The 24,183-nt window shown below is 50.3% G+C and carries 27 protein-coding genes; 23 read left to right on the top strand and 4 right to left on the bottom strand.

Annotation, left to right across the window (positions count from 1 at the left end; all coding sequences use genetic code 11):
- Positions 1-53 precede the first annotated feature (53 nt).
- The 9 genes from MRBLPE1_RS27545 (at position 54) to MRBLPE1_RS27505 (ending at position 5,638) form a co-directional block, all read left to right on the top strand.
- Positions 54-560: a GNAT family N-acetyltransferase gene (locus MRBLPE1_RS27545; RefSeq protein WP_364151930.1), complete on the top strand. Its 507-nt coding sequence runs from the start codon at positions 54-56 to the stop codon at positions 558-560.
- Entirely contained in the window at positions 557-1,270 is a 714-nt protein-coding gene (locus MRBLPE1_RS27540) for a metallophosphoesterase family protein (protein WP_364151928.1), read from the top strand. The genes MRBLPE1_RS27545 and MRBLPE1_RS27540 overlap by 4 nt, the downstream gene beginning before the upstream one ends.
- A 3-nt stretch (positions 1,271-1,273) precedes the next feature.
- On the top strand, positions 1,274-1,717 hold the full coding sequence (locus MRBLPE1_RS27535) for a VanZ family protein (RefSeq protein ID WP_364151926.1): 444 nt from the start codon (positions 1,274-1,276) through the stop codon (positions 1,715-1,717).
- Positions 1,718-1,801: 84 nt separating this feature from the next.
- A complete protein-coding gene (gene hisC, locus MRBLPE1_RS27530) occupies positions 1,802-2,863 on the top strand; it encodes a histidinol-phosphate transaminase (RefSeq protein ID WP_364151923.1) in 1,062 nt (353 codons plus the stop codon).
- Positions 2,863-3,345: a hypothetical protein gene (locus MRBLPE1_RS27525; RefSeq protein WP_364151920.1), complete on the top strand. Its 483-nt coding sequence runs from the start codon at positions 2,863-2,865 to the stop codon at positions 3,343-3,345. Before hisC ends, MRBLPE1_RS27525 begins: the two co-directional genes overlap by 1 nt.
- A gap of 163 nt (positions 3,346-3,508) precedes the next feature.
- Positions 3,509-4,114 (top strand): TetR/AcrR family transcriptional regulator, encoded by a 606-nt coding sequence (locus MRBLPE1_RS27520; RefSeq protein ID WP_364151917.1) that lies wholly within the window; start codon positions 3,509-3,511, stop codon positions 4,112-4,114.
- A gap of 6 nt (positions 4,115-4,120) precedes the next feature.
- Complete coding sequence (locus MRBLPE1_RS27515; RefSeq protein WP_364151915.1) at positions 4,121-4,504, top strand: DMT family transporter; 384 nt, start codon at positions 4,121-4,123, stop codon at positions 4,502-4,504.
- 1 nt (position 4,505) lies between these two features.
- A complete protein-coding gene (locus tag MRBLPE1_RS27510; RefSeq protein ID WP_364151912.1) occupies positions 4,506-4,829 on the top strand; it encodes a DMT family transporter in 324 nt (107 codons plus the stop codon).
- 128 nt (positions 4,830-4,957) lie between these two features.
- Positions 4,958-5,638 (top strand): serine/threonine protein kinase, encoded by a 681-nt coding sequence (locus MRBLPE1_RS27505; RefSeq protein WP_364151909.1) that lies wholly within the window; start codon positions 4,958-4,960, stop codon positions 5,636-5,638.
- A gap of 64 nt (positions 5,639-5,702) precedes the next feature.
- Here the strand turns inward: MRBLPE1_RS27505 and MRBLPE1_RS27500 are convergent, their stop codons facing one another.
- Positions 5,703-5,912 (bottom strand): hypothetical protein, encoded by a 210-nt coding sequence (locus MRBLPE1_RS27500; RefSeq protein ID WP_308995289.1) that lies wholly within the window; start codon positions 5,910-5,912, stop codon positions 5,703-5,705.
- Between the two features lie 287 nt (positions 5,913-6,199).
- Here MRBLPE1_RS27500 and MRBLPE1_RS27495 point away from each other — a divergent pair, with 287 nt between their 5' ends.
- The 7 genes from MRBLPE1_RS27495 (at position 6,200) to MRBLPE1_RS27465 (ending at position 12,634) form a co-directional block, all read left to right on the top strand.
- Positions 6,200-6,619 carry an RrF2 family transcriptional regulator gene (locus tag MRBLPE1_RS27495; RefSeq protein ID WP_076266281.1) on the top strand — a complete coding sequence of 140 codons (420 nt, stop codon included), beginning with the start codon at positions 6,200-6,202 and terminating at the stop codon, positions 6,617-6,619.
- A gap of 73 nt (positions 6,620-6,692) precedes the next feature.
- Complete coding sequence (gene trxA, locus MRBLPE1_RS27490) at positions 6,693-7,004, top strand: thioredoxin (RefSeq protein ID WP_053373731.1); 312 nt, start codon at positions 6,693-6,695, stop codon at positions 7,002-7,004.
- A 282-nt stretch (positions 7,005-7,286) separates the two neighbouring features.
- Positions 7,287-8,057: a glycosyltransferase family 2 protein gene (locus MRBLPE1_RS27485; RefSeq protein ID WP_364151905.1), complete on the top strand. Its 771-nt coding sequence runs from the start codon at positions 7,287-7,289 to the stop codon at positions 8,055-8,057.
- A gap of 71 nt (positions 8,058-8,128) precedes the next feature.
- Positions 8,129-8,473: a DUF2304 domain-containing protein gene (locus MRBLPE1_RS27480; RefSeq protein WP_364151903.1), complete on the top strand. Its 345-nt coding sequence runs from the start codon at positions 8,129-8,131 to the stop codon at positions 8,471-8,473.
- Positions 8,473-8,817 (top strand): EamA family transporter, encoded by a 345-nt coding sequence (locus MRBLPE1_RS27475; protein ID WP_308995285.1) that lies wholly within the window; start codon positions 8,473-8,475, stop codon positions 8,815-8,817. The genes MRBLPE1_RS27480 and MRBLPE1_RS27475 overlap by 1 nt, the downstream gene beginning before the upstream one ends.
- 32 nt (positions 8,818-8,849) lie before the next feature.
- On the top strand, positions 8,850-10,112 hold the full coding sequence (locus MRBLPE1_RS27470) for a phospholipid carrier-dependent glycosyltransferase (protein WP_364151901.1): 1,263 nt from the start codon (positions 8,850-8,852) through the stop codon (positions 10,110-10,112).
- A gap of 152 nt (positions 10,113-10,264) precedes the next feature.
- Complete coding sequence (locus MRBLPE1_RS27465; protein WP_364151898.1) at positions 10,265-12,634, top strand: YcdB/YcdC domain-containing protein; 2,370 nt, start codon at positions 10,265-10,267, stop codon at positions 12,632-12,634.
- A gap of 73 nt (positions 12,635-12,707) precedes the next feature.
- Here MRBLPE1_RS27465 and MRBLPE1_RS27460 read toward each other — a convergent pair whose 3' ends face one another.
- Complete coding sequence (locus tag MRBLPE1_RS27460) at positions 12,708-12,851, bottom strand: hypothetical protein (RefSeq protein WP_308995283.1); 144 nt, start codon at positions 12,849-12,851, stop codon at positions 12,708-12,710.
- Positions 12,852-13,105: 254 nt separating this feature from the next.
- Here MRBLPE1_RS27460 and ychF point away from each other — a divergent pair, with 254 nt between their 5' ends.
- The 3 genes from ychF to prmC all read left to right on the top strand — a co-directional run bounded on the left by ychF (position 13,106) and on the right by prmC (position 16,626).
- Positions 13,106-14,206: a redox-regulated ATPase YchF gene (gene ychF / locus MRBLPE1_RS27455; protein ID WP_308995282.1), complete on the top strand. Its 1,101-nt coding sequence runs from the start codon at positions 13,106-13,108 to the stop codon at positions 14,204-14,206.
- Positions 14,207-14,440: 234 nt separating this feature from the next.
- Positions 14,441-15,511 carry a peptide chain release factor 1 gene (gene prfA / locus MRBLPE1_RS27450; RefSeq protein WP_308995281.1) on the top strand — a complete coding sequence of 357 codons (1,071 nt, stop codon included), beginning with the start codon at positions 14,441-14,443 and terminating at the stop codon, positions 15,509-15,511.
- A gap of 164 nt (positions 15,512-15,675) precedes the next feature.
- A complete protein-coding gene (gene prmC / locus MRBLPE1_RS27445) occupies positions 15,676-16,626 on the top strand; it encodes a peptide chain release factor N(5)-glutamine methyltransferase (protein WP_364151893.1) in 951 nt (316 codons plus the stop codon).
- 1,141 nt (positions 16,627-17,767) lie between these two features.
- On the opposite strand, the gene MRBLPE1_RS27440 is transcribed toward prmC, so the two are convergent.
- Both MRBLPE1_RS27440 and MRBLPE1_RS27435 read right to left on the bottom strand, forming a co-directional pair.
- Positions 17,768-18,205 carry a carboxymuconolactone decarboxylase family protein gene (locus MRBLPE1_RS27440; RefSeq protein ID WP_364151890.1) on the bottom strand — a complete coding sequence of 146 codons (438 nt, stop codon included), beginning with the start codon at positions 18,203-18,205 and terminating at the stop codon, positions 17,768-17,770.
- Between the two features lie 471 nt (positions 18,206-18,676).
- The gene (locus tag MRBLPE1_RS27435) at positions 18,677-19,549 is read right to left on the bottom strand and encodes an RNA polymerase sigma-70 factor (protein WP_364151888.1); all 873 of its coding nucleotides are present in this window, start codon (positions 19,547-19,549) and stop codon (positions 18,677-18,679) included.
- 275 nt (positions 19,550-19,824) lie between these two features.
- Between MRBLPE1_RS27435 and spoIIR the strand changes: the two genes are divergently transcribed.
- The 4 genes from spoIIR to MRBLPE1_RS27415 all read left to right on the top strand — a co-directional run bounded on the left by spoIIR (position 19,825) and on the right by MRBLPE1_RS27415 (position 24,166).
- Positions 19,825-20,589 (top strand): stage II sporulation protein R, encoded by a 765-nt coding sequence (spoIIR, locus tag MRBLPE1_RS27430; RefSeq protein WP_364151885.1) that lies wholly within the window; start codon positions 19,825-19,827, stop codon positions 20,587-20,589.
- A gap of 258 nt (positions 20,590-20,847) precedes the next feature.
- The gene (locus MRBLPE1_RS27425; RefSeq protein WP_414698930.1) at positions 20,848-21,909 is read left to right on the top strand and encodes an L-threonylcarbamoyladenylate synthase; all 1,062 of its coding nucleotides are present in this window, start codon (positions 20,848-20,850) and stop codon (positions 21,907-21,909) included.
- Positions 21,910-22,985: 1,076 nt separating this feature from the next.
- On the top strand, positions 22,986-23,546 hold the full coding sequence (locus MRBLPE1_RS27420) for a manganese efflux pump MntP family protein (protein WP_364151879.1): 561 nt from the start codon (positions 22,986-22,988) through the stop codon (positions 23,544-23,546).
- 41 nt (positions 23,547-23,587) lie between these two features.
- Positions 23,588-24,166: a low molecular weight protein arginine phosphatase gene (locus tag MRBLPE1_RS27415; RefSeq protein WP_364151877.1), complete on the top strand. Its 579-nt coding sequence runs from the start codon at positions 23,588-23,590 to the stop codon at positions 24,164-24,166.
- Positions 24,167-24,183: the final 17 nt, after the last annotated feature.

Here is a 24,183-nt window from a genome sequence, read left to right as displayed (position 1 = left end):
CCTGATTGAAGCAAAAAATCGTGAATAACATGGAAGGGTAAGAGGTGGCGAGCATGACCAGACAGCTACATTATGAAATAATTGATGCGCAGCTAAGCGATCTGGAGCGCATTGTCGACATTTATAATTCAACGGTTGCAAGCCGTATGGTAACGGCCGATTTGGAGCCTGCAACCGTAGAGAGCAAAAGAGCGTGGTTCGACGATCATTCCGCTGATTTTCGTCCGTTATGGGTTGTGCTCGTTGAGGGGGAAATTGCCGCGTGGTTCAGCTTTCAATCGTTTTATGGCAGGCCTGCCTACAACGCGACGGCGGAAATCAGCATCTACATAGCAGAGGAATGCCGCAAGCTCGGACTTGGCTCGGTGCTGATCCGGAAGGCCATCGAGGAAAGCCCGCGTCTTGGCATCAATACGCTGCTCGGCTTCGTGTTCGGGCACAATGAGCCAAGCTTGGCTTTGCTTCGCAAGTTCGGCTTTGAGGTATGGGGGCATTTGCCTAAGGTTGCGGTACTCGACGGCGTAGAGAGAGATCTTGTGATCTCGGGGAGACGCGTATGAAGAGAACGCTGGTGATAAGCGATATACATGGCTGCTACACCCCGTTTAACGATTTGCTTGAGCGCATGAACTATTGTCCCGGCGAGGATCAGCTGATGCTGCTCGGCGATTTTGTCGATCGCGGCCCCCGGAGCCGGGATGTGGTGGAGCAGGTCATCGGATTGGTTCAAAAAGACGGCGCGATAGCCATTCAAGGGAATCATGACGAACGGCTCGTCGACGTCATGCTGGAGCGGAGCGAGCAGGCGCTGCTCAAGTTTACCGGACATGGCGGAAGGCAAACGGCGGAGAGCTACGCGGGTATCAAGCAAGGCCCGATCGAGCATATCATTGAAGAAGCGAAAGCGGCTGTCCGGGAGCATTACGCGCATCACATGTCGTTTCTCGAAAACCTGCCTTATTATCATGAGGACGAGCATTTTATTTATGTGCATGCCGGTCTTAATCCGAATTATTTGAATTGGAAGGATCAGCCGGCGAGAGATTTTCTCTATATCAAGCAACCTTTCCTAAGCAGACCGACGAACGTAAGTAAAACCGTTATATTTGGCCATACCAAAACGATAGATATCCACGGTAAACCTGACATTTGGTTTGGTCCCGGAAAGATCGGCATCGACGGCGGCTGTTCGACCGGCCTTCAGCTCAACGGGCTCGCGATTACCGGGGCCGATGAGTTTAACGTGTATTCTGTGCCTTGGAGGCTGTAGAAGATGCGGTTGTATCCGAATGCCCAGTCGAAAAGTTTGCTGCTGAACCTGTTTCTCACCGCGCTCGCTTTTGGGTATGCGCTGGTCATGTGCTGGCTGTTATTTTACCGTAATCGTTATTTTGGAGAAGGCTATAGCTATAATCTGGTTCCTTTTTTTACGATAAAAAAATACATCGTCTATCATGATCATTTTAACTTTGATATTTGGTTCAAGAACTTATTCGGCAATATCGTTCTTTTCATGCCGATTGGCCTGTTTTTGCCGCTCTTAAATAAGAAGTACAGCCGCGGGATTGTTCTTGCCGCGGCCTCGATCCTGCTAATCACCATTGTGGAGCTGACTCAAATGCTGACGCGCGTGGGCAGCTTCGATATCGACGATATCATTCTTAACACATTGGGGGCACTGCTTGGATTGATGATTACGAAGGTTCTCGTTCGTTAGATCTAATGTCAGTAATACGCTATCGCATTAATGTTAAAATAATAGCAGTGACTGGAATGCCAAAAACGAAAGGAAGAGTAACCATTGAGTAAATTTTGGAGTCCGCTGACGGCTTCGCTCGTGCCGTACGTGCCTGGCGAACAGCCGAAGGATAAAACGTATATCAAGCTGAATACAAATGAGAATCCCTACCCGCCTTCTCCGAGGGTCATCGAGGCAATTAAGGATGCGGCAAATGCCGACCTGCGTTTGTACCCCGATCCTACCTGCGAGAGTCTTGTGAGTGCGGCTGCCGCCTATTACGGATTGCCTGCCGGTCAGGTATTTGCAGGCAATGGCTCGGATGAAATATTGGCGTTTGCTTTCGCTGCTTTCTTCGATCCGGCGAAGAAGCTGTTGTTTCCCGATATTACCTATAGCTTCTATAAGGTATATGCCAAGCTCTATGGCTTGCAGACGGAGCTTGTTCCGCTGGACGAGCAGTTTCATGTCCGTATCGAAGACTTTCCTGCGGATAACGGCGGGATCATCATACCGAATCCCAATGCGCCAACGGCGCAATTGCTTCCGCTGGATGATATCCGCAAGCTGCTAGCAGACCATCCAAACCAGGCTGTTATCATTGACGAAGCTTATATTGATTTCGGAGGACAGTCGTCGATAGAGCTCATTAAGGATTATCCGAATTTGCTTGTCGTGCAGACGCTCTCGAAATCACGTTCTTTGGCAGGCCTGCGCGTCGGCTTCGCATTTGGCAACGAGGAATTAATTGAGGGATTGAACCGTATCAAAAATTCGTTTAATTCCTATACGATGGACAGGCTTGCGCTTGCGGGAGCCGTTGCTTCCTTTGAAGATGACGCTTATTTCAAGGAAATGACAGCGAAAGTTATCGCCACGCGTGAGCGTGTAACGAAGCAGCTTCTTGCGATGGACTTTAAGGTCACCGATTCGAAGGCGAATTTTGTATTCATTTCACATGAATCGCTCGCGGCTAAAGCCATATTCCAGCAGCTGCGCGACAAAGGCGTATTGGTCCGTTATTTCGATCAGCCTCGCATCGATGAATACTTGCGGGTAAGCATCGGAACGGATGATGAAATAGATGCATTTATCCGGGCGCTTGAAGAAATCGTAGGCGGATAATGGAAGAAGCGGTGAAGGAGCAGGTGTTGTTTAAGCGTTCGATGCGCTCTGTGCTGCTGCTCAGCCTTATCTATGCCGCGGCTGGAAATGCATTTTTGTATACGGCTTACTTTAACAGTGCAATCGTGGAGCGCAGCTACCTGGTATGCGGTCTGATGATTTTCGCATTCGCGATTCCCATCGTTAAGCTGTTTCGTAACCGGCATTGGTACTTTCCGATCTTCATCTTCTTGTTCTGGATTCCGTTCAGCGTTCTGCTTGCATTCGCATTGAGCCAGATCCTGCCGCTGTCCCAAAACGACACCGATTTTGGATTGCTGCTCGTATATTTCCTTATTCTAAACGTGCTGGTGATGGTGCTGAGCATCGCGCTCGCGATGATCATTAATGCTTTCTGGATGCTGTGGGGCAAATATAACGGAATTAAAAACAACCGAATTGAAAATAAACAAATCGAAAATAATCAAATCAAGAAGCAATAAAACTGGAAGCCATAGCTGTTCTCCGAGTGAAGGGGAGCGGGTATGGCTTTTTTTCTCGTTCCAGCATGCATTGACTTTTTTTCAAAACCGTCTTACAATTTCGTTAAACTAACTAACGTTCGTTAGGTAAAAAGACGAGCCGAGCATGACGGAGGAATGAATGATGAGTAGTGAGCCTACAACGGCGGAGAAAATTAAGCAGGCGGCATTAACGATGTTTACGGAATCCGGCTACGAGGGAGCGGCCCTATCAGAAATTGCCAAGGCGGTTGGCATTAAGACGCCGTCCATTTATGCGCATTATAAATCGAAAGAGCAGCTGTTCGTCCAGCTTATTCAAGAAGTGATTGCGGAAGAGCTGAAGCAGTATGTGGAACTTCTTCGGGAAATGGAGCAGGAGCCGATTAAGCAGCAGGTATACCGATTGTTTGCTTTCTTCACGGATCTTAACCATATCACAACCGGCCAGGCCTTTTTGAAGCGGACGATTCTTGTGCCTCCGCGCCATTTGAGGGATCAGCTTAGGCAGGATTTCATGCGGCACGAGAATGAGCTGAGCGAAGGGATTGCAGCGGTCCTCCATAAAGGAGCAGCAGAGGGGCTTTTTAACCGGGAAGAGGAAGAACGTTTAATAGCCGTTTTTTACGTATGCGTCGATGGATTGCTCGTCGAAAACCAATTATACGAAGAAGAGCTGTTCGAAAAAAGAAAGCAAATGGTATGGCAATCATTATGGCAGCTTTGGACGATGACAGCGGGAGAGGAATGAATAAGCATGCAGTGGGTATTTTTATTGTTGGCTGGATTTCTTGAGGTGGGCTGGACGTTTGGCCTTAAATATTCGGAGGGCTTTACGGAGCTTGTGCCCAGTATCATTACGGTCGTGCTGCTTGCAGCCAGCTTTATGCTGTTTGCCCGCGCGATGCGTACGATTGAGATTGGCGTTGCGTACGCTATGTTTACGGGGATCGGTACGGTGGGCACCGTTGTAGCGGGTATTCTGATTTTGGATGAGCCGACTGATTTCTGGCGTTTATTTTTTATTGCTTTGCTTGTCGGCGGCATCGTCGGGTTGAAGCTGGTGTCGAAGGAAAAGCCTGCACCTGAGGCGAGTCATTCAAACTCAATCAGCATAGAGCGAGAAAAGGTGGGTTCTTAATATGGCTTGGGTCTTTTTAATTATTTCCGGATTAGGAGAAGTCGGCGGCGTAACGTTTATGAAGTTGTCTGACGGCTTTAAACGCTGGAAGGGTACGGTAGGAGCGATTGGCGCAGGCTTTGTCAGCTTTTTCTTCTTGTCCAAGGCGCTTCAGACCATTCCGATCAGCACCGCATACGGCATATGGACGGGAATCGGCTCGATCGGCAGCGTCGTGCTCGGCATGTTTATTTTCGGAGAATCCCGGGATTGGCGTAAATTGTTGTTTTTATCGATGATTATTTCGGGAGTTATTGGATTAAAGGTCGTAAGCGGAGGCCATTAAGTCTCGTAAAATAGCATAAGACCGTGATGGAGAGCTGGAGAGCTTTTTGTCATGGTCTTTATTTTTATGGCGGGGGGTCTTACAATGAAAGAAAACATTGTTCGTGGATAAAGAAAGAGGGAACGCTCATGATGGATGAGAAGCAGTTGGAGTCGTTTATCGGGCTAATGAAGAAGACTCTGCTTTCCGGGCTTGTTCTGGGCAGTATCGACCCTGCGGATCCGATCCGCGTGGATGAGACCCCGCAAGGCTGGAAGCTTCTGGGCGCCGGCAATTATGCGGGTGTGTTTACGCACCGCGATTATTCGGATATTGCTGTAAAGGTGTACGCGCCCGGCCGCGAGGGCTGGGAGAGCGAATGCGAGGTTTATAAGCGGATTGGCAGCCATCCTGCCTATTCGATGTGTTATCACGCCGGCGAGCATGACGGGCATTATTATTTGATTTTGAAACGGCTGAAAGGGAAAACGCTGTATCAATGCATCATTGATGGAGTCGTTATTCCCGAAAAAGTGATTCAGGATATCGATGAAGCACTCGATTATGCCCGGTCCAGGGGCCTCCACCCGCATGATGTGCATGGCAAAAATGTCATGGTGAAGGATGGACGCGGCATCGTCCTTGATATTTCCGATTTTTTGAAGGAAGAGCCGTGTACGATGTGGGAGGATTTGAAGAAAGCCTACAATAAAATTTATATGCCCTTTCTGTCCAAGAAGGCGATTCCCGTGCCCGAATGGGTGCTGAACGGCGTTCGCAAAGGCTACCGGTGGATGAGAAACTCCTCGGTCATCGGACGCTCGTCCTAATTAGAAAGCCAGACAGCGGCATCCACAGAGAATGCCGCTGCCTGGAGAAGTTTTGCCAAACCGGTTAATGCTCCTCGTCAAATGCATCAAGCAGCACCTTGGCGAGATCGGCGTCCTTTTTTAGCACATGAATCCGTCTCAAGGAATTGCCTTCAATGGTAATTTTGGATTTCAGTCCATTGGCTTTGAAATGGGCCTCCAGTCGGTCAATCAGCTCCGATCTAGAACCCCCCTCCGTACGAACGGGTATCCATCGATTCCAAAATAATGCCATTTTGCGTCACCTCCTTAAAGTTTTACAAAGTAAAACCGGTTTAGGAAGCATGTGCCTATCGGTTAGGTCGGCTGAACCGAATAAGGATGCACAATTCATATTTATTCGGAGAGAACGCTCAAACATGACAATGATCACAAAAAATACTTACGGCCAATCCAAAAATTGATGGAGAATAACAGGATCGTTCCTTCCGTATGCTAAGAAAGCAATTCGGCGGCCTGTCTATTGACAAACTTAACTGTAACTGATAAAATTACAGTACAAAGCAGGGAGGCCATTAAACAGTGAACAGCGAATTTACGATTGCCGTACACAGTCTCGTTTACTTGGCTTATTTACCGGAAAGAATGGCCAGCAGCGATATGATTGCCGAGAACGTCGGCACGCACTCTGCTCGCGTTCGCAAGGTAATGGGCGGTTTGCGCCGCAGTGGATATGTGGATACGCGTGAGGGCTCAGGCGGAGGCTACAGGCTGACGATTGATCCGAACGTGGTAACACTGGCTGACATCTATCGGGTGATGGCACAAGGATCGCTCATCCCGAGCTGGTGCTCGGGCAATCCAGAGATGGATTGCGTCGTTGGATCGAATATGAATCAAGTCATGTTCGGTATATTTTGCACGGCGGAGAAGCAGCTGGAAAGCCATTTTAGCGCGATAACGATTCAGGACGTGTTGAAACAAATTCATGCATGCGGATAGCAAATAACGTTTCAATAAGCGGTGAGACGGGTATTCCCTTTATCATACACATTGTTTGGAGAGGATGATTGAAATGGCAGTAGCATTGACGAAAGAAAATTTTAACGAGAGCATTCAAAACGGCGTTTCCCTTGTAGATTTCTGGGCACCTTGGTGCGGACCTTGCAAAATGCAGCTTCCAATCGTTGAGGAGCTTTCCACTGAGCTGGAAGGTCAAGCCGTAATCGCGAAAATCAACGTGGATGAGCAGCCTGAGCTTGCTTCCCAATTCGGCGTTATGAGTATTCCGACATTGATTTTGTTCAAAGACGGCCAACCCGTTGACAAAATGGTCGGCGTTCAAAGCAAAGATGCTTTGAAAGCAAAAATCTCCGGTCAAATGTAAGCAACTTTTTATAACGAAGCTTCGTCTAAATATCGTCTGGTATCAGTCTAAGGCTGCTAACCAGGCGATATTTTTTTCATGGTCTTAATTTATCTAGCAAACATAAAATGCTATATTAAGCATCTATTGGATACGGAAACTACGGAAAATGCACATTTTTTACACATTTTCACAATCGTTTTTGTTGCTTTCTAATAGAGTTATCTAGTAGAATTGATCTAATTGTGCGCATTTGCGTACCCAAACTTTGGTTTATGGAGTGGTGATGGAGTGAACGCAGTCATGACGAAAAAGGACAGTACGGTAACCGGAGAGTCTCTGCGGCAAGGGTTAACGTCTTCAAAAGTATTGATCATTATCCCGGCTTACAACGAAGAGCACAGCATAAGCCATGTGATCCGTGATGTGAAGACTCATTGCCCGTCTGCTCACATATTGGTCATCAATGACGGCTCAAAGGACCGGACTCGCGAGGTAGCCGAAGCGAACGGCGCGGCTGTCGTGACACTTCCGACTAATCTAGGTATTGGGGGCGCCATGCAGACCGGATATCGTTATGCTTACCGCTATGGTTATGATGTTGCCGTACAAGTGGATGGAGACGGACAGCATAAAGCGGAACAGCTGCATCTCATATTGGATCCCGTACTTAGCGGTAAAGCCGATCTGGCGATTGGCTCGCGTTTTATTGAGCAAACGGGCTTTCTTTCTTCGGCGTCGCGGAGAGCCGGTATCAAAATTTTGTCTACCATTGTCAGCGCAATGACGCGCAAACGGGTGCTTGATGTAACTTCAGGCTTCAGAGCTGCCAATAAACGGGCGATTTCCGTATTCCAAAGCGATTATGCAACGGATTACCCCGAGGTGGATTCCATTGTTTTGATTCACCGCAGCGGCCTTCGCACGAGCGAAGTTGCGGTGGTTATGGAAGCACGTACGGGCGGGACTTCATCTATAAATGCGATGCGTTCGGTGTATTATATGATTAAGGTTACGCTGGCATTGTTTATCCGGAGCCTGAAGGCAACCAAGCCGGCTGAAGTTCAATCGTAGAAGCAAGCGACGGCTTGCGAAGCTTTTTTGCTACAAATATGAGTTTGTGACAGCTTGAAGGAGGATACACCATGCAAGCCTTGTGGATTATCACAAGCGTAGGTTTTTTGTTTGTACTAATTATGTTGATTAACCGGAGATTGCTCCGCGAGCAGTATTCAATGCTGTGGTTGTTGTTCGGTGTTGTGATGCTTATTTTGTCGGTTCGCGTACAAATCATTGACGCACTGGCAGATGCTGTCGGCATCGATTATGCGCCGGCGCTGTTATTTTTGGTGGGTATTTTGTTCTGCATCGCACTAATCCTGCATCTTACGGTTATCGTATCGAAATTGTCGGAGAAGGTTATCCGGCTGACGCAAGAGCTTGGCATATTGCATCATGAATTGCATGAACGCAAAAGGTCGGATTCATAATGGCTTATATCATATTGTTTCTTAATATTTTGCTGCTCGTTTCAGGTCAATTATTGTGGAAAACAGGAATGAACAAAATGGATACGGCGAAAGGTGATACTTGGGTATCGCTGCTGTGGTCGCCCCATATTTGGTCGGGACTGGTTTTGTACGGCATTGCGACCGTTTTGTGGTTATATGTTCTCAAGAAACTGCCGCTTAGCTTAGCTTATCCGCTGCAAAGCTTGGCATACGTCATCGCGCTTGTTGCAGCTGTGTTTATATTTCACGAATCGGTACCGCTGCAGCGCTGGATTGGTGCCGCAATTATCTTGGCGGGGGTAATCGTACTCGCTTGGAAATAGGCCGCATTCAGCATGGAGGGGGATTATCGAAAGTGGTGGAATGGTTAAAAAGAAACAAAGCATGGACGATAGCGATCGTCCTTATTTTTCTGCTCGCAGCTTGGTTGAGGACCGATTTTCTTACTTCGGTTAAGCATACCGTTTCGCATGATACCAAATATTATGACGAGATGGTGCATCGGCTGCTCGATAAAGGGATCTATGCCTATAAAGAAGAGGTCCCGAATGCCAGGGTAACGCCGGGTTATCCTTTGTTCATGACGGGAATGTATTTGGTGGCTGACCAAATCAATGTTGAACCGTTCCCGCTTATCCGCTGGGTTCAAGTCCTCGTAAGCCTCGCGACATTACTGCTTATCTATATGATTGCTTATCAGGCAACGAGAAACAAATGGGTAGCGATTGTATCGTTGTTTATATCGGCGATATACCATCCCTTTATTTGGGCGAACGGCGCGGTGCTTACCGAAACGCTAGCGCTGTTTTTTCTAATGGGATACCTATCGATGCAGCTGCATGCTTTTCGGACGCAGCGCAAGCGCGATGCCGCCCTCGCAGGTATTTTGCTGGGAATTACCGTGCTCGTAAGAGCTGAGTTCTTACCGTTGTTTGTTCCGCTCTATGGATTATTCTTGCTGCAGCAATGGTTTAGGCCGAAATCCGGGCAGATGACGGAAAGAACCTCTAAGCTGGCTGTATTCAAAAAAGTCGTTTTACTGGGTATTATTACGGGTTTATGCCTCTCGGCGACAATGCTCCCTTGGTGGATTCGCAATGTGGTATCCTTGAATGAGTTTGTTTTGACGGCGTCCCAATCTAACCCGTTCAAAGCGGGAACCTATCCTAACAAGGATTATTCGGACAAAATCGTCGTACAAAACGGCATGTCGCAAAATGAGTATGCATGGGCGCGTATCAAAGCGGGCTTTACCCAGCAGACATGGAAATATGTGAAATGGTATACGGTTGGCAAGCTGAAATATACGTATACGCATATGTTCTTCGGGTCGGGGCATTCGCCGATCTATCATGCTTACCCGCGTGTTGCTGCATTGCATCTCCTAATCATTTACGGCGCGATTATCCCGCTTTTGGCGATTATATGGAGATGGAGGCAGCCGGCGGCTATGCTTGCGGTAGTCATTATTATTATGACGATGATTCGACTGGTGTTCGTGCCGGAGTACCGTTATAATTTCACGGTCATGCCGCTGTTTATTATTCTCTCCACCTGGTTTGGCATTTATATTTTGCAAAAAATAGGGCTCTATTTCGGACGCAGGAAAACGGCGTAACCGATTAAAAGCCGATTGAATAAAGAATGAAGGAAAGACTGCCGGCGGACATGAATCTGCGGCAGTCTTTTTTTGTATGCAGCCTGCAACTTCCAGTGTATCGGATACGTCTAGTTTATGAATAAATTGGAAAAGCATTGGAGGGTGAAGCAGTGAAGAAAAGGAATAGCAAGAAGCTTGCGGTCATGCTGTCCGCAGCAATGCTCATGAGCGTATTGCCTGCGTCGGCATTTGCCGATAGCGTCAGCAACCCTACGGGGACGAATGTGGTGTCTGCATCAGGAGGGACTACGATGGATGAAGCGATTGCGGCTCCGGTTGATGTAGCCATTACGAAGGAGAAAGCAGAGGCATTGGCCAGGCAGTATGTCAGCATTCCTAAGGAGTATACGCTGCAAGGGGCTAATCTTTCGATGGAGCTGCTGGCTGGGGGCAAACGAAATGCCTGGGGCCTCGACTTCGTAAAAAAAGTTAACGGCAAGCATTTAGGAAGCATTTATGTTCGCATCCATGCGGACGACGGACAGCTGCTTGAGTTTAGCGCTTATACCGATAATCCCTCTGCAAAGCCGACTTATCCGCTGAAGGTTGAGCGGGATGACGCGCAGCAAATTGCGCTCAAATTCATCAACGCCATCGCTGCCAAATACAAAGACAGTATTCAATATAACCCGGAATATGGACTGCAACTTTTGCCTCCGCTGACGGGCGAGGTGCTTCACAGGCTCCGTTATGACCGTGTAGTGAATGGTATTCCCTACGTGGATAACTACATAGAGCTTGAGGTAGACAGCGAAGGACATGTTCGCAGATATTCGCTCCAATGGGATGATACAATCAAATTTCCGAAGGTGGACGCGCTGCTAACGACGGAGCAGGCAAACGAGAAGCTTCGGGCAGCGGCGCTTCCGGAGTTGACCTATATCGTGCCTTATAATGCACAGGGAAAACGAAAGCCAATGCTTAGCTATGAGCTTCTGCCAATGGCCATCGATGCCGCAACCGGGGCGCTAAAGGAACAATCGAATTTTCCGTCTTATAGAACGGGGACGGTTTCCGATAAGCCTCTCTCAGAGAAGCCGCTCGGCGAAATGCCTAAAGCAGGAACCGTAACGGAGAAGCAGGCGGCGGATGCGGTTAAGGCTGCTTTTAAGCTGCCCGCTGACGCAGAATTGAACGGCTCCAACTACAGTGAACAAATGAATGAGAGCACAGGCGCATTGGAAGCGTTCTGGCATCTGAATTGGTCGATAAAGAAGGATGGCAAAGAAAACGGCTCAGCTTCGGCCACTGTGGACGGACGCACGGGAGCCGTGCGCAGCTTTTATATCTATTACAACAACGAACAGGGGCAGACGGGCAGTCCGAAGGTGTCGCTGGACCAAGCCTCGACTCTCGCCGTAGATGCGGTGAAGAAGCATTTGCCTTGGCTGACGGATGAGCTTTATTTCGTAAAGCCCGACCCGAAGCAGTATGAGGGAATTAACGCGGGAGATAACCGTCAGTACTACTTTAGCTTTGTTCACAAAATCCATGGCGCAGTCGTTAATTATGACAGCATTAACGTCGCGATCGATTCGAGTACGGGAGAAACGGTCAATTATGATGCTTACCTTTCGAACTTTGAATATCTGGCTCAGGCACCGGCATTGATCAAGAAGGAGCAGGCGGTTGCCAGCTGGTTGGATTATTACCGCACGCAGCTTACGTACCGGCTTGTACAACAATTTTCTTGGAACGGACAGCCGATTCCGATCGAGAAATATAACCTGATGGTAGCTTCGGGCGAAATCAAGGCCGATGAGGTTCAGAAGCAGACAGAAGCAGAGCTTGTATATCAGCTGGTGCCTCGTTTAATCGATGAATCGGTATTTCTTGATGCGGAGACGGGCGGCTGGCGGAATAGGGAAACCGGCGAGGCCACGCAGCTCGAGAAGCCGAAGGCAAAGGATATCGAAGGGCACTGGGCGCAGCGCCAATTGGAATTGATGGTCGCCTATAAAGCGCTCGACGTCAAAAATGGCGAGGTACGCCCGAATGAGCCGATCACCCGCGGCGAGCTTATCAAGATGCTGGTGCTCGCTAGAAGCAGCGGCCAATCGCCGCTCTACGGTTCTGCCGATCGCTCAGATGCCAAGGCTTCCTTTAACGATGTCGCTGCGGATTCCAGCTATTTCGTATATGTTGAATCCGCGCTGGAGCAAAATTTAATCGATGTAGGCGACGGTTCCTTTAATCCAAGCGGCAAAGTATCACGGGATGAGATGGCTGAGCTGATCGTGCGCGCTTTAGGCTATAATGCGCTTGCGAATTACGACCATATTTTTAAAGCATCATTCAAAGACAACGCGCAAATCGAGCATAAGGGCCAGGCGGCAATCGTCGTCGGTCTAAAAATCATGAGCCTGGCTGACGGCAAGTTCCTGCCTAAGAAGCAGGTGACGCGCGGCGAAGCATCGGTAGCCTTCTTCCGGTACCTGCAATCCCGCGCAGAGCTGAAGGAAGCTCCGATAAGAATGTAACGTGAAAGGCAATAGGCCTGGCATTACCCGGTTATAGGGGATGCCAGGCCATTTTCCGCTGAAGGGACAAGAGTTAGTCTGTTTTTTTATTGTTGGTGGTGTAGTTCGATGTAGACTTCGTATCTTCGATCGTGTCGTTAACGAAAGCCATATCCTGGTTTTTGGCATGCATATTCGTCGTTCCTTTGTAGTTTCCTTTATGCTTCTTGTTTTCCATTCGCTCATCTCCTCGTTATGTTTATTGATGATGCAGTCATTCACAGGCCGGTGCTTCCGTAGTATTTCCGCAGCCGGGCTAATCATTCTCATGCGGGCTCCAAATCGGAATAAGCGGGCATCTCGCAGGCATGGCTTCGATTAAATGCCCGATTAAAGTGGTTTCTGCCAGCGGGTTACACTTTCAATGTAGGGGATGCTGGGGTATAATAGCTGGAGTTGTTTACTTTCGGGAAAATAGGGGTGTCTTAACGCATGGCATTGAAAGCTGGAATCGTAGGTCTTCCGAACGTCGGAAAATCGACTTTGTTTAACGCAATTACGCAAGCAGGAGCAGAATCCGCCAATTATCCTTTTTGTACTATAGATCCTAACGTTGGTGTTGTTGAAGTGCCGGACGAGCGTCTGGACAAGCTGGTTGAGCTTGTCGTTCCGAAGAGCATCGTGCCAACAGCCTTTGAATTCGTTGATATTGCCGGTCTGGTTGCAGGCGCGAGCAAGGGCGAGGGGCTTGGCAATAAGTTTTTGGCGCATATCCGCGAGGTAGACGCAATTGTTCACGTTGTGCGCTGCTTCCAGGATGAGAATATTACGCATGTATCGGGTAAAGTAGATCCGATTAGCGATATTCAGACGATTAATTTGGAGCTTATTTTGGCGGACATCGACTCGGTTGACAAAAAAATCGAACGCTCCCGTAAAAATCTCAAGGGCGGAGACAAGAAGGTTGCCCAAGAAATCGAAGTGCTGGAGCGCATTAAAGAAGCATTGTATAACGACATGCCGGCGCGCAGCGTTGAGCTGAGCGACGATGAGAAACTGCTCGTTCGCGATTTGCATCTGCTTACGATGAAAACGGTATTGTATGCCGCTAACGTAAGCGAGGAAGAGGTTTCGAATTCGGACGGCAACGAGTATGTGCAAAAGGTACGTGAATTCGCAGCGGCTGAGGGCGCGGATGTTGTGCCGATCAGCGCGAAGGTTGAAGCGGAGATTGCGGAGCTTGAGGGCGAAGACAAGGAAATGTTCCTTGAAGAGCTTGGCATGTCGGAATCGGGCCTTAACCGCTTGATTAGCTCGGCTTATAAGCTGCTGGGATTGTACACTTACTTTACGGCAGGCGTACAAGAGGTCCGTGCATGGACGATTCGCAGCGGAACCAAAGCGCCGCAAGCGGCGGGCGTTATCCATACCGACTTCGAACGCGGATTCATTCGCGCCGAGGTTGTATCCTTTACCGATCTTGCGGCAGCCGGCTCCATGGTAGCGGCTCGCGAGAAGGGGCAAGTGCGCCTTGAAGGCAAAGAATACGTTGTGCGTGACGGCGACGTTATCCATTTCCGTTTTAACGTGTAAATAATAGGCAATGCTATAGCCCTGTAAGTGCTGTTTGGCGCTTGCAGGGCTTTATTGCGGATTGGTCTTGTCTCTCTGGGGTAACCAAAGCGGCTTGGCGGGCATATGAAGATTATAGCGGTATCGCTATTTGGGCAGGAATGGCCACTGTTAATCCAAACCAGCAGTCGATAGAAATCCGTTGGTATGGTATAATAAACATTATCCTAATGGAATAAATAGAGGTGAATGATCGTGTTTGACCGTTTACAAGCACTCGCAGACCGGTATGAGAAGCTGAGTGAGCTGTTGTGTGATCCGGATGTATCCAGTGATCCCAAACGGCTTAGAGAGCTTTCCAAGGAGCAGTCGGATTTACAAGAGGCTTATGATGCCTTTACGGAATATAAACAGGTCACCGAGCAGCTTGACGATGCCAAGCTGATGCAGGCAGAGAAGCTCGATGACGAAATGCGTGAAATGGTTAAGATGGAGATCGACGAACTCAGCAAGCGCCAAGCGGAGCTTGATGAGAAGATTCGTATCGTCTTGCTGCCGAAGGACCCGAATGACGACAAGAACGTTATCGTCGAGATCCGCGGCGCGGCAGGCGGCGACGAAGCAGCTTTATTCGCATATGAGCTTTACCGCATGTATACGAAATTTGCGGATACGCAAGGCTGGCGCGTAGAGCTGATGGATTTCAGCGAAAATGACCTTGGCGGCTTCAAAGAGGTTATTTTCATGATTACGGGCAAAGGCGCGTACAGCAAGCTGAAGTTCGAGAGCGGCGCGCATCGCGTACAGCGTATTCCGGTAACGGAATCGGGCGGACGGATTCATACCTCGACTTCGACGGTAGCGGTTATGCCGGAGGTCGAGGATGTAGAAGTAGAAATTCTCGACAAGGATATTCGCGTCGATACGTTCTGCTCCAGCGGAGCGGGCGGCCAATCGGTTAATACGACGAAATCCGCGGTACGCGTGCTGCATGTTCCAACAGGCATCATGGCGACTTGCCAGGATGGCAAATCGCAGAACGAGAATAAGGCGAAGGCGCTTGCCGTGCTTCGTGCCCGCATCTCCGATGTTCGCCGCCAAGAGGAAGAAGCGAAATATGCCGGCGAACGGAAGAGCAAAGTCGGAACGGGAGACCGCAGTGAACGTATTCGTACGTACAACTTCCCGCAAAGCCGCGTAACGGATCACCGCATCGGATTGACGCTGCATAAGCTGGATTCGGTTATGAACGGCGATCTGTCGGAAGTGATTTCATCGCTTACGATCGCGGAGCAAGCCGATATTATGGAACGTGAAATGGCTTAAAAATATGGCGCTGACCGCTGGTTGCTTTCCATAAGCAGACAGAGGTTCGGCGTTTTGTTAGGTTATGGGCATATAAGGCTGGCACGGGGCTGACTGAAAGGAAGGGTCATGCTGCTTTGCGGTTTTTGGGTAATAGAATTTGGATGTGAAGGGACGATGCGGAAATGGGCAAGCAAACAGGGGAACGGTGGTTTAAGGCGCCGTTGACGCTTCGGCAGGCCAGCGTGCAGGCGGCCGCGCTGCTGCTGGCGGAAGCGGTGGAGGAGCCTCGGAATAATGCCGAGCTGCTGCTTATGCATTTGCTCGGCATGGACCGCGCCGCGCTGCTCCGCGACGGCGGTGAGCCGTTCCCGAGCGAGCGGATCGCGGAGTGGGAAGCGCTTATCCGCCGCAAAGCGGCGGGCGAGCCCGTGCAATATATGATCGGCGAGCAGTGGTTTTACGGTCGGCCGTTTAAGGTCACGCCGGCCGTGCTCATACCGCGTCCCGAGACAGAGCTGCTCGTGGAGGCGGTGATTGAAGCCGCCGACCAGCTCTGGCCAGCCGCGCAGGGCAGCGGGGAAGGGCCTGCGCCGACGGTGGTCGACGTCGGCACAGGCAGCGGCGCCATCGCCGTGACGCTCGCTTCGCAGCGTCCCGCGTGGCGCGTGTGCGCGTCCGACCTATCGCCGGACGCGCTGGCAGTCGCCCGCACGAACGCGGCCCGCCAGGAGGCAGCGGACCGGCTGACGTTCGTGCAGGGCGACCTGCTCATGCCCTTCGTACCCGGGCATGAGCAGAGTGAATCCCCGCACGGCGAGCTTCGCATCGACGTGCTGGTCTCGAATCCGCCGTACATTCCGTCGGCGGACATGGCAGGGCTGCAGCGCGAGGTGCGCGACTATGAGCCGCATCTCGCGCTGGAAGGCGGGGCGGATGGGCTTACGCCATACCGCCGCATGATCGGGCAGCTTCCGCTGCTGGCGCAGATACCGCGCATCGTCGCGTTCGAGCTCGGCATGGGCCAGCCTCGCATCGTCGCAGAGATGCTGCGGGCGCTCGACCGCTGGGATGACATCCGCATCATCAGCGATTACGCCGGGATCGAGCGCCATGTCATCGCGACGCAACTGTAGCGGAGCTAATGCGAGAGGTAAAAGGATGCCCCGAAAGCGTTTAGGCTTTCGGGGCATCCTTTTTTTGTAGCGGCAGGTTGTGAAGAGGCCTCCTGCCGCTGGTATTTTTACCTCTAACCGGTTTCGATCCGTGGATTCGTAGCTGAATCACTGTTCGGTATCGGAACGAAACCAGCTAGCGGTTTATGCTGCGGATTGGCGGCGGTCCTATGGGCGTGGGTTGACCCTGGCAAGTAGTCACTCCCATGCTAGGGTCCGTTCCAGTGATAATGTAATGCGAGCGCCTCGTTCTTTGGTGCGTTCCCATAAGGTAAGGTTCGTTTAGGGACCAAATACGTGTGTCTGTTGCTTGTAAAAGTTGCAGCGTATGAGCCTATCCGAGAGTGCCGCCGAAAATTAACAGGAAAAACTCCAGTTAATATTCTAATATTTCAGATATCATACAGAATAACGGGAAAAACTCCTGTTAAATGCCACCAAAACGGCTATATCATCTCTAAACTCAAGAATTAGATGGAGAAATTCCAGCTAAATCATATTTCCCTTGAATAATCCGAAATTAGCAGGAGAAATTCCATCTAATTTTACTGCGCAGACAACTTCTAAAACAAACAGGCGAAGTTGGAGTCACGACAGCGCAATCCGTTCATCCTTAGCTCCGTCTCAAAGCGAATTGCGGTAAAGGGGTGCTGATAACGCCAGTACATTCCGTTAATCCATTAACGTCCCGTCTCAACGTGAATTGGTTGTGGTAATAAGGAAGCCGATAACGCCAGCGCAATCCGTTAATTATTCCTTAGCTCCGTCTAGATGCATATTAGGTTGCGGTAAAGCTGTGCTGATAACGCCATCAAACCCGTTCATCCCTTAGCTTCGTCTCAACTCGGATTTGTCACGTTAATGCGTAGCCGGTAACACCAGCAAATTTCCTACATCCTTTAACGCCACGTAGCGACGTGAATGTACTGCGGTAAGCAAGCCGATAACGCCAACACATCCCCTTCATTTATCCCATAGCTCCATCCCGACGCAAATGTACCGCGGAAATGAAGGAGCTGATAGCGCCAGCATATCCCTTTCCTCCCATAGCTCCGACTCCGTGTTTATAAGCAGGCCTGCCTTATGAGCCAGCCAGCTGCACTTACTCCGGCATCATATTCGTGCTTATCGCAATACGGTTCCACGCATTGATCGTGACGATCGCCATGATGATTTCTCCGACCTGCTTGCTGTCGAAATGGCGGGCAGCCTCCTCATACACGTTATCCGGCACATGCTCCTTCGTGAGGAGCGTAACGGATTCCGTCAGGGCAAGCGCGGCTCTTTCCGCATCCGTAAAATAACGCGTATCACGCCAAGCGCTCAAAGCGTATATCCGCTGCTCGGTCTCGCCGATTGCCCGGGCATCCTTCGTATGCATGTTGATGCAGTAGGCGCAGCCGTTGATTTGCGAAGCGCGAATTTTGATGAGCTCCTTAAGCTGCTTGCTGATGCTTGCCGTGCCCAAAAATTTCTCCAACCCGAGCATTGCCTGATACGCGGCAGGAATTTCTTTTGCGATTTCAATTCTCTCTGTCATGGTTTTCATTCTCCTCTATTATCCGAATGGTCGGCCGTTTGGCCGTCTTGCGTGTCTTCATGATCTAAGACAAAGCAGCGCGGCCAGTTGTGACAGGAGAAGAACGATTCCGCAAAAAAATTACTCAAACTAAGGCCTCGCACTAAAGGCTCCGCACTAAAGGCCTCGCACTAAAGGCTCCGCACTAAAGGCTTCGCACTAAAGGCTTCGCACTAAAGGCTTCGCACTAAAGGCTTCGCACTAAAGGCTTCGCACTAAAGGCCTCGCACTAAAGGCTTCGCACTAAAGGCTTCGCACTAAAGGATTCGCACTAAAGGTCTCGAACTAAAGGTCTCGAACTAAAGGTCTCGCACTAAAGGTCTCGCACTAAAGGTTTTGCACCAAAGGTTTTGAACTAAAGGCTTCGCACTATAGTTCGAACCAAACCATCCATCCTAAAACCACCCGCCAAAACCTCCCCCCGCCTAAAACCTATTCCACCAGCACATGCTTCAGCTTATCCGGATTCAGCATAACGAAGATCCGCTCGATCTGCTGATTTTCCGCATCAAGCTGAAAGCTTATTACGCTGCGCGGCTTGCCGTCTTTCATGATAATGACGCCGGCCTGCCCGTTGACGATTGCGAAGCGGTGACCGTCTCCGAGGAAGGTTCTCGGAATAACCCCCTGCAGGAAGGCCATCACGCGAGTCCGGCTGATAATAGCGAAGATCGCTGCGCGTACCTTGCCGCCTCCATCGGAGACGAGTACTGCTTCCTCGGTCAGAAGCGCAACCAATTTGTTGAAATCACCCGTCGCGGCGGCCTCCATAAAGGTAACGACGAGCGGCTCGGCTTTCACGGTGTTGGCCGGCAGGAGCTCTCTTTCCTTTTGAAGCTTCTCTTTGGCCCGGCTGAAAATTTTACGGCAATTGGCTTCCGTCTTTTGCAGGCACGCCGCGATTTCATCGTAATCGTAGGCAAGCGATTCCCTCAGGACGAATACCGCCCGCTCCACTGCGGAGAGCTGCTCCAGCATGACAAGCAGGGCATAGGAGACGGATTCGTGCCGGTCGTACAGTTCGGCAGGGTCCGTGGCCGTATGGTCGACATCCGGCTCCGGAAGCCACTGGCCGACATACACCTCTCTCCTTTTGCGCGCAGATTGGCTGAGATTAATGGAGCGGTTCGTCACCATCCGGACGAGATAGGCTTTTTCATTTTGTATGTCGTTAGCGTCAAGTTGGCTGTAATCCGCAAACACGTCCTGGACCAGGTCCTCGGCCTCGCTGAATGAGCCGAGCATGCGGTAGGCGATGGACTGGAGCAGCGGTCGGTAAGCGGCATACGTTTTTTCGAAATCCATCAGATAATCATCCTTGTCTTCTGCAAAATAGAGGAGCTTCAATAACGCCGTCTAGTTGTTGCTTTTATTATAAGCGATTGCTCTTTTTTTCAAATACATTTTCAAATACATTTATCAGCTTTCGAAGCTTACCGGTATTCTTATATTCTGTTAACGCTTGAAAAAAGATAGTTTGCTAGGTTTATATATTCCGATAGGCGGACATAATGACGGATAGATACGTTCCGGAACGCAAGCAGACGCACTGACGGGTGCGACGAGAGGAGCTTGTGTGTATGTCCAGCCATTATTCCATTCATTCTTATTCCAATATTGAGGTATCTCCATCATCCAAATCCGTTCGTTCCAATAAATTTGCCTACCGTAAATCCTATGGTTTTATTATATTTGCACTTATTCTACTAATTATGAGCTGGGAAGCCCAGCAAATGGACGCGGCGGTTGCAGGCGGCCAAATTCCGCAGGAATCGATTCGTCTTCGTATTTTAGCCAATTCCGATAATCCCGCTGACCAAGTCGTGAAACGCCTTGTTCGGGATGAAATCGTTAAAGCGATGAACAGCTGGGTAACGGGTCCTCAGACGATTGAGGAAGCACGCCAGACGATTCTCGCCCATATGCCTGAAATTGAACGGATTACCGCAGAGGTATTGGAAAGCCGCGGTTTTGAATATGGCTCGCAAGCAGAGCTTGGCATGGTCCCTTTCCCGACTAAAATGTATGGCAATCAGGTTTATCCGGCCGGCGATTATGAAGCGCTCCGGATCACGCTTGGCGAAGGCGGCGGCCAAAATTGGTGGTGCGTACTGTTTCCGCCCCTATGCTTCATCGATGCGGCAAGCGGCGAGGCATCGGCTGCCTCTGGCACGGATACGGCTCAGGGCGCTGCGCTGCAGTCGGATACGGCTCCAGTGAAAACAGCAGCGCTTGAAACTGCGGCGGCAGACGCGCCATTGGAAGGCGTAGCGCCGGAAGCGAAGTTTTTCCTGTGGGAGATCATCGAATCGCTAATCGACTGGATTAAATCATTGTTCTCATAAAAACGCTAATCGACTGGGATAAGTCATTGTTTTCATAAAAAAACGGCCGTCATGTCTTGCAAGCGGAAGACGTGACGGCCGATTTTTTTGTATTATTTTATAGGTTTCCGAAGCTTGCCGGGTTCTTATAGCTCACCCGTTAAACGAGATTTTGCCGCCAAAGGCCGGCAGTATCCGTTTACGCTTGTTTGGGCATGCATATGCTATAATAGCGGAAGAATGGATAATTTATATGAGAGCAAGGATTGAAGGATAGAGATGACGACTATGAAAGTATGGCACGTTAAGCAGGCGAATGTGGAACAGCTCGGTCCGGAGCTCAGGGAGGCAGCCGCTGCGCTTAGAGATGGCGGTCTCATTGCATTTCCGACAGAGACCGTCTACGGGCTTGGCGCGGACGCACGGAGCACGGAGGCCGTGGAGCGGATATTCAGCGCGAAGGGGCGTCCCTCGGACAATCCGCTAATTGTGCATATCGCGCACCGCAAGCAGTTGGATGAGCTGGTGCTGCCGTATCCGAAGCTGGCTTCGAGGCTTATGGATTGCTTTTGGCCGGGCCCGCTTACGATTGTGCTGCCTGTTCGTGATGAGGCGCTATCGCCCCTGGTAACGGCAGGGCTGCCTACGGTAGGCATCCGGATTCCGGATCACCGGGCGGCTCTAGCGCTGCTTGAGCAAGCAGGATGCCCGATTGCGGCGCCAAGCGCGAATCGCTCGGGAAGACCGAGCCCGACGCTTGCGGAACATGTGCTGGAGGATTTAGAAGGACGCATAGACGGCCTTGTGGATGACGGACCGACGGGTGTCGGCTTGGAATCGACGGTAATTGAATTGGACGGCGAGCATGGCATCCGCATTTTGCGTCCGGGCGGCATTACGCGCGAAGCGCTGCAGCAGGCGGTACCGGAAGCGCGAATCGACAGCGCCTCGATAGAGGAGCCTGAGACGGCCCCTCGTTCCCCCGGCATGAAATATACGCATTACGCACCGCAAGGAGAGCTTGTGCTTGTACAAGGCGATCCAGGGGCCGTCACGGCTTATATTCATGCGCAAGCAGAAGCCGCAAGCCGGGACGGGGAAGTGACTGGCGTGCTGGCTTTCGAGGAGCGGGTAGCCCAATACAGCGCTGACCATGTATTGTCGCTGGGAAGCGAAGCGGAGCTGGACGATGCAGCCCATCGCTTGTACGCGGCTTTGCGGGAGCTTGACGGTGTCGGCGCAGAGCGCATTTGGGCGGAGAGCAGCGGCGAGCAGGGCATTGGAGCCGCGCTGATGAACCGCTTGGCAAAGGCAGCCGGCAATCGAATCGTTCGTGTTTAGAAGTAATACATTAGGCTGGGCTGGTGCATGTGTTAAGAGTAACTTCGTCTCCAATCAAGAGCTGCATCATGCTCCTACACTGCAGTTAGTACAATGTAACTCTTGCTCAATCACCCATTGTTTCGCTACAATGCAGTTTCTGCAATAGAAAGCATGTCTAGGGGCAGTTTTGTGGCGAGTTGAGGGAATTCTGTTGTACTAACTGCAACGTAGCTCAATTTGTCGGGCGCCATGTCAGGTTTCTGTTGTAGAAAGTGCAGTAGAATGTGTTGGTGTTGGTGTTGGTGTTGGTGTTGTTATTGGTATTGGTATTGATGTTGATGTCGAAATGGAAATGGAAATGGCTTCAGTGTAGCTAACGCCCTGGCGAAAAGTGAAAAGCAAAAAAACGCCACATGCTGAACGAGCAAATCGAAGAGCTAGGAATTAACCTAGAAACTTACTTCGTCTCCAATCAAGAGCTGCATCATGCTCCTACACTGCAGTTAGTACAATGTAACTCTTGCTCAATCACCCATTGTTTCGCTACAATGCAGTTTCCGCAATAGAAAGCATGTCTAGGGGCAGTTTTGTGGCGTGTTGTGGGTATTCTGTTGTACTAACTGCAACGTAGCTCAATTTGTCGGGTGCCATGTCAAGTTTCTGTTGTAGAAAGTGCAGTAGAATGTGTTGGTGTTGGTGTTGGTGTTGGTGTTGGTGTTGGTGTTGGTGTTGGTGTTGGTGTGGTATTGGTGTTGATGTTGAAATGGAAATGGCCTTAGCTACAGTGTGAACTATGATATGTGTTGATGTTGATGGTCTTGGTGTTGTTATTGTTATTGGCATTGGTATTGGCATTGGCATTGGTATTGGTATTGGTATTGGTATTGACGTTGAAATGGAAATGGCCTCGGCAACAGTGTGAACTATGATATGTGTTGATGTTGATGGTCTTGGTGTTGTTATTGGTATTGGTATTGATGTTGACGTTGAAATGAAAATGCCTTCCCTTACAGTTTGAACTATGATAAGTATGTTTGTCCCCATGTCCGCATATGTTTGGTAGAGAAACCAGGCGGACATGGGGGAGATAGACTGTGGTTGAAGCACATTTGCATGCCGGACAGTTTCTGACGCTGTTCATTATCGCGTTAGCGCTTGGCTTAGATGCCTTTTCGCTCGGACTTGGCATAGGATTAAAAGGCATTCGGCTGCTGGATATTTTGAAGCTGGGCGTGGTTATTGCTTTGTTTCATGTTATAATGCCGCTGGCGGGCATCTACACGGGTCAATATGTAGGGGTTCTGCTCGGCGATGTGGCTACGGTCGCGGCCGGTATTTTGCTGGTGCTGCTGGGCGGGCATATGATCTACAGCTCGCTGCGCGGAGACGCGGTGCAGTCTTTTGACCACAAATCCTTATGGGGCTTGCTCTTGCTCTCGCTTAGCGTCAGCATCGATTCCTTCTCTGTCGGCATTACGCTTGGCATGTTTGCGGCCAATATGTGGACGACCATCTTATTGATTGGGCTGCTGGGCGGGCTCATGTCCGTGCTTGGCTTAATGATCGGCCGCAAGGTTAGCGGCAATCTCGGCGAATACGGCGAGGCTGTAGGCGGCGGAATTTTGTTTATTTTCGGTATATTGTTTATTTTTTAAGATAGACAGCTGGGAAAAGCGTGCGAAAAGGAGTTGGCAGTGTGAAACGTATATTATTTGTTTGTACTGGCAATACATGCCGCTCGCCGATGGCGGAGGCTATGCTGCGCCGGATGGCTGCTCTAAGAGGCATTACGGTTGCGGTCCGTTCCGCGGGCATCTCCACGGTCGATGGGCTGCCGGTGTCTGCCCATGCGGTAGAGACGCTTAGACAGCGCGATATTGAGCATAAGAGCACTTCGCTTGCGCTGACAAGCGAGGCGGTCGGTTGGGCTGACATTATTTTGACGATGACGTCTAACCATAAGCGCGGGCTGCTGCAGTGGCATCCCGAGGCTGTAGACAAAACCTATACGCTGAAGGAATATGCGTACCAGGACGCGAGCGTGCTCGCCGATATCGAAGAGCTGGAACGTCTGTATTCGGAGCTGCATATGAAGCAAGCCTTGGGTCAGCAGCTCACCTCGGCGGAACGAAGCCGTTTGCTGGAGCTGGAGCGCAGAATCCCAAGTTTCGACATCGTGGATCCGTTTGGCGGATCGCTCTCCATCTATAACAGCAGCGCGAATGAAATCGAGGATGCGCTCGTGAAGCTTCTGGACAAGCTTTCCAAAAGATAATTCCGCGGCTGTCCCCG

This window comes from Paenibacillus sp. LPE1-1-1.1 (assembly GCF_040676435.1).
GTDB lineage: Bacteria > Bacillota > Bacilli > Paenibacillales > Paenibacillaceae > Pristimantibacillus.
Note: the sequence above shows the minus strand (reverse complement) of the source record. Positions and strands in the feature narration are given on the sequence as shown.

Coding starts and splice junctions, on each gene's coding strand:
- MRBLPE1_RS27505 (WP_364151909.1), top strand. CDS start 4,958: ATGATGGATGAGAAGCAGTTGGAGTCGTTTATCGGGCTAATGAAGAAG.
- MRBLPE1_RS27440 (WP_364151890.1), bottom strand. CDS start 18,205: ATGACAGAGAGAATTGAAATCGCAAAAGAAATTCCTGCCGCGTATCAG.
- ychF (WP_308995282.1), top strand. CDS start 13,106: ATGGCATTGAAAGCTGGAATCGTAGGTCTTCCGAACGTCGGAAAATCG.
- MRBLPE1_RS27475 (WP_308995285.1), top strand. CDS start 8,473: ATGGCTTATATCATATTGTTTCTTAATATTTTGCTGCTCGTTTCAGGT.
- MRBLPE1_RS27435 (WP_364151888.1), bottom strand. CDS start 19,549: ATGGATTTCGAAAAAACGTATGCCGCTTACCGACCGCTGCTCCAGTCC.
- MRBLPE1_RS27545 (WP_364151930.1), top strand. CDS start 54: ATGACCAGACAGCTACATTATGAAATAATTGATGCGCAGCTAAGCGAT.
- MRBLPE1_RS27525 (WP_364151920.1), top strand. CDS start 2,863: ATGGAAGAAGCGGTGAAGGAGCAGGTGTTGTTTAAGCGTTCGATGCGC.
- MRBLPE1_RS27460 (WP_308995283.1), bottom strand. CDS start 12,851: ATGGAAAACAAGAAGCATAAAGGAAACTACAAAGGAACGACGAATATG.
- MRBLPE1_RS27485 (WP_364151905.1), top strand. CDS start 7,287: ATGACGAAAAAGGACAGTACGGTAACCGGAGAGTCTCTGCGGCAAGGG.
- spoIIR (WP_364151885.1), top strand. CDS start 19,825: ATGTCCAGCCATTATTCCATTCATTCTTATTCCAATATTGAGGTATCT.
- MRBLPE1_RS27425 (WP_414698930.1), top strand. CDS start 20,848: ATGACGACTATGAAAGTATGGCACGTTAAGCAGGCGAATGTGGAACAG.
- MRBLPE1_RS27535 (WP_364151926.1), top strand. CDS start 1,274: ATGCGGTTGTATCCGAATGCCCAGTCGAAAAGTTTGCTGCTGAACCTG.
- trxA (WP_053373731.1), top strand. CDS start 6,693: ATGGCAGTAGCATTGACGAAAGAAAATTTTAACGAGAGCATTCAAAAC.
- MRBLPE1_RS27500 (WP_308995289.1), bottom strand. CDS start 5,912: ATGGCATTATTTTGGAATCGATGGATACCCGTTCGTACGGAGGGGGGT.
- MRBLPE1_RS27520 (WP_364151917.1), top strand. CDS start 3,509: ATGAGTAGTGAGCCTACAACGGCGGAGAAAATTAAGCAGGCGGCATTA.
- MRBLPE1_RS27480 (WP_364151903.1), top strand. CDS start 8,129: ATGCAAGCCTTGTGGATTATCACAAGCGTAGGTTTTTTGTTTGTACTA.
- MRBLPE1_RS27515 (WP_364151915.1), top strand. CDS start 4,121: ATGCAGTGGGTATTTTTATTGTTGGCTGGATTTCTTGAGGTGGGCTGG.
- prmC (WP_364151893.1), top strand. CDS start 15,676: ATGGGCAAGCAAACAGGGGAACGGTGGTTTAAGGCGCCGTTGACGCTT.
- MRBLPE1_RS27510 (WP_364151912.1), top strand. CDS start 4,506: ATGGCTTGGGTCTTTTTAATTATTTCCGGATTAGGAGAAGTCGGCGGC.
- MRBLPE1_RS27540 (WP_364151928.1), top strand. CDS start 557: ATGAAGAGAACGCTGGTGATAAGCGATATACATGGCTGCTACACCCCG.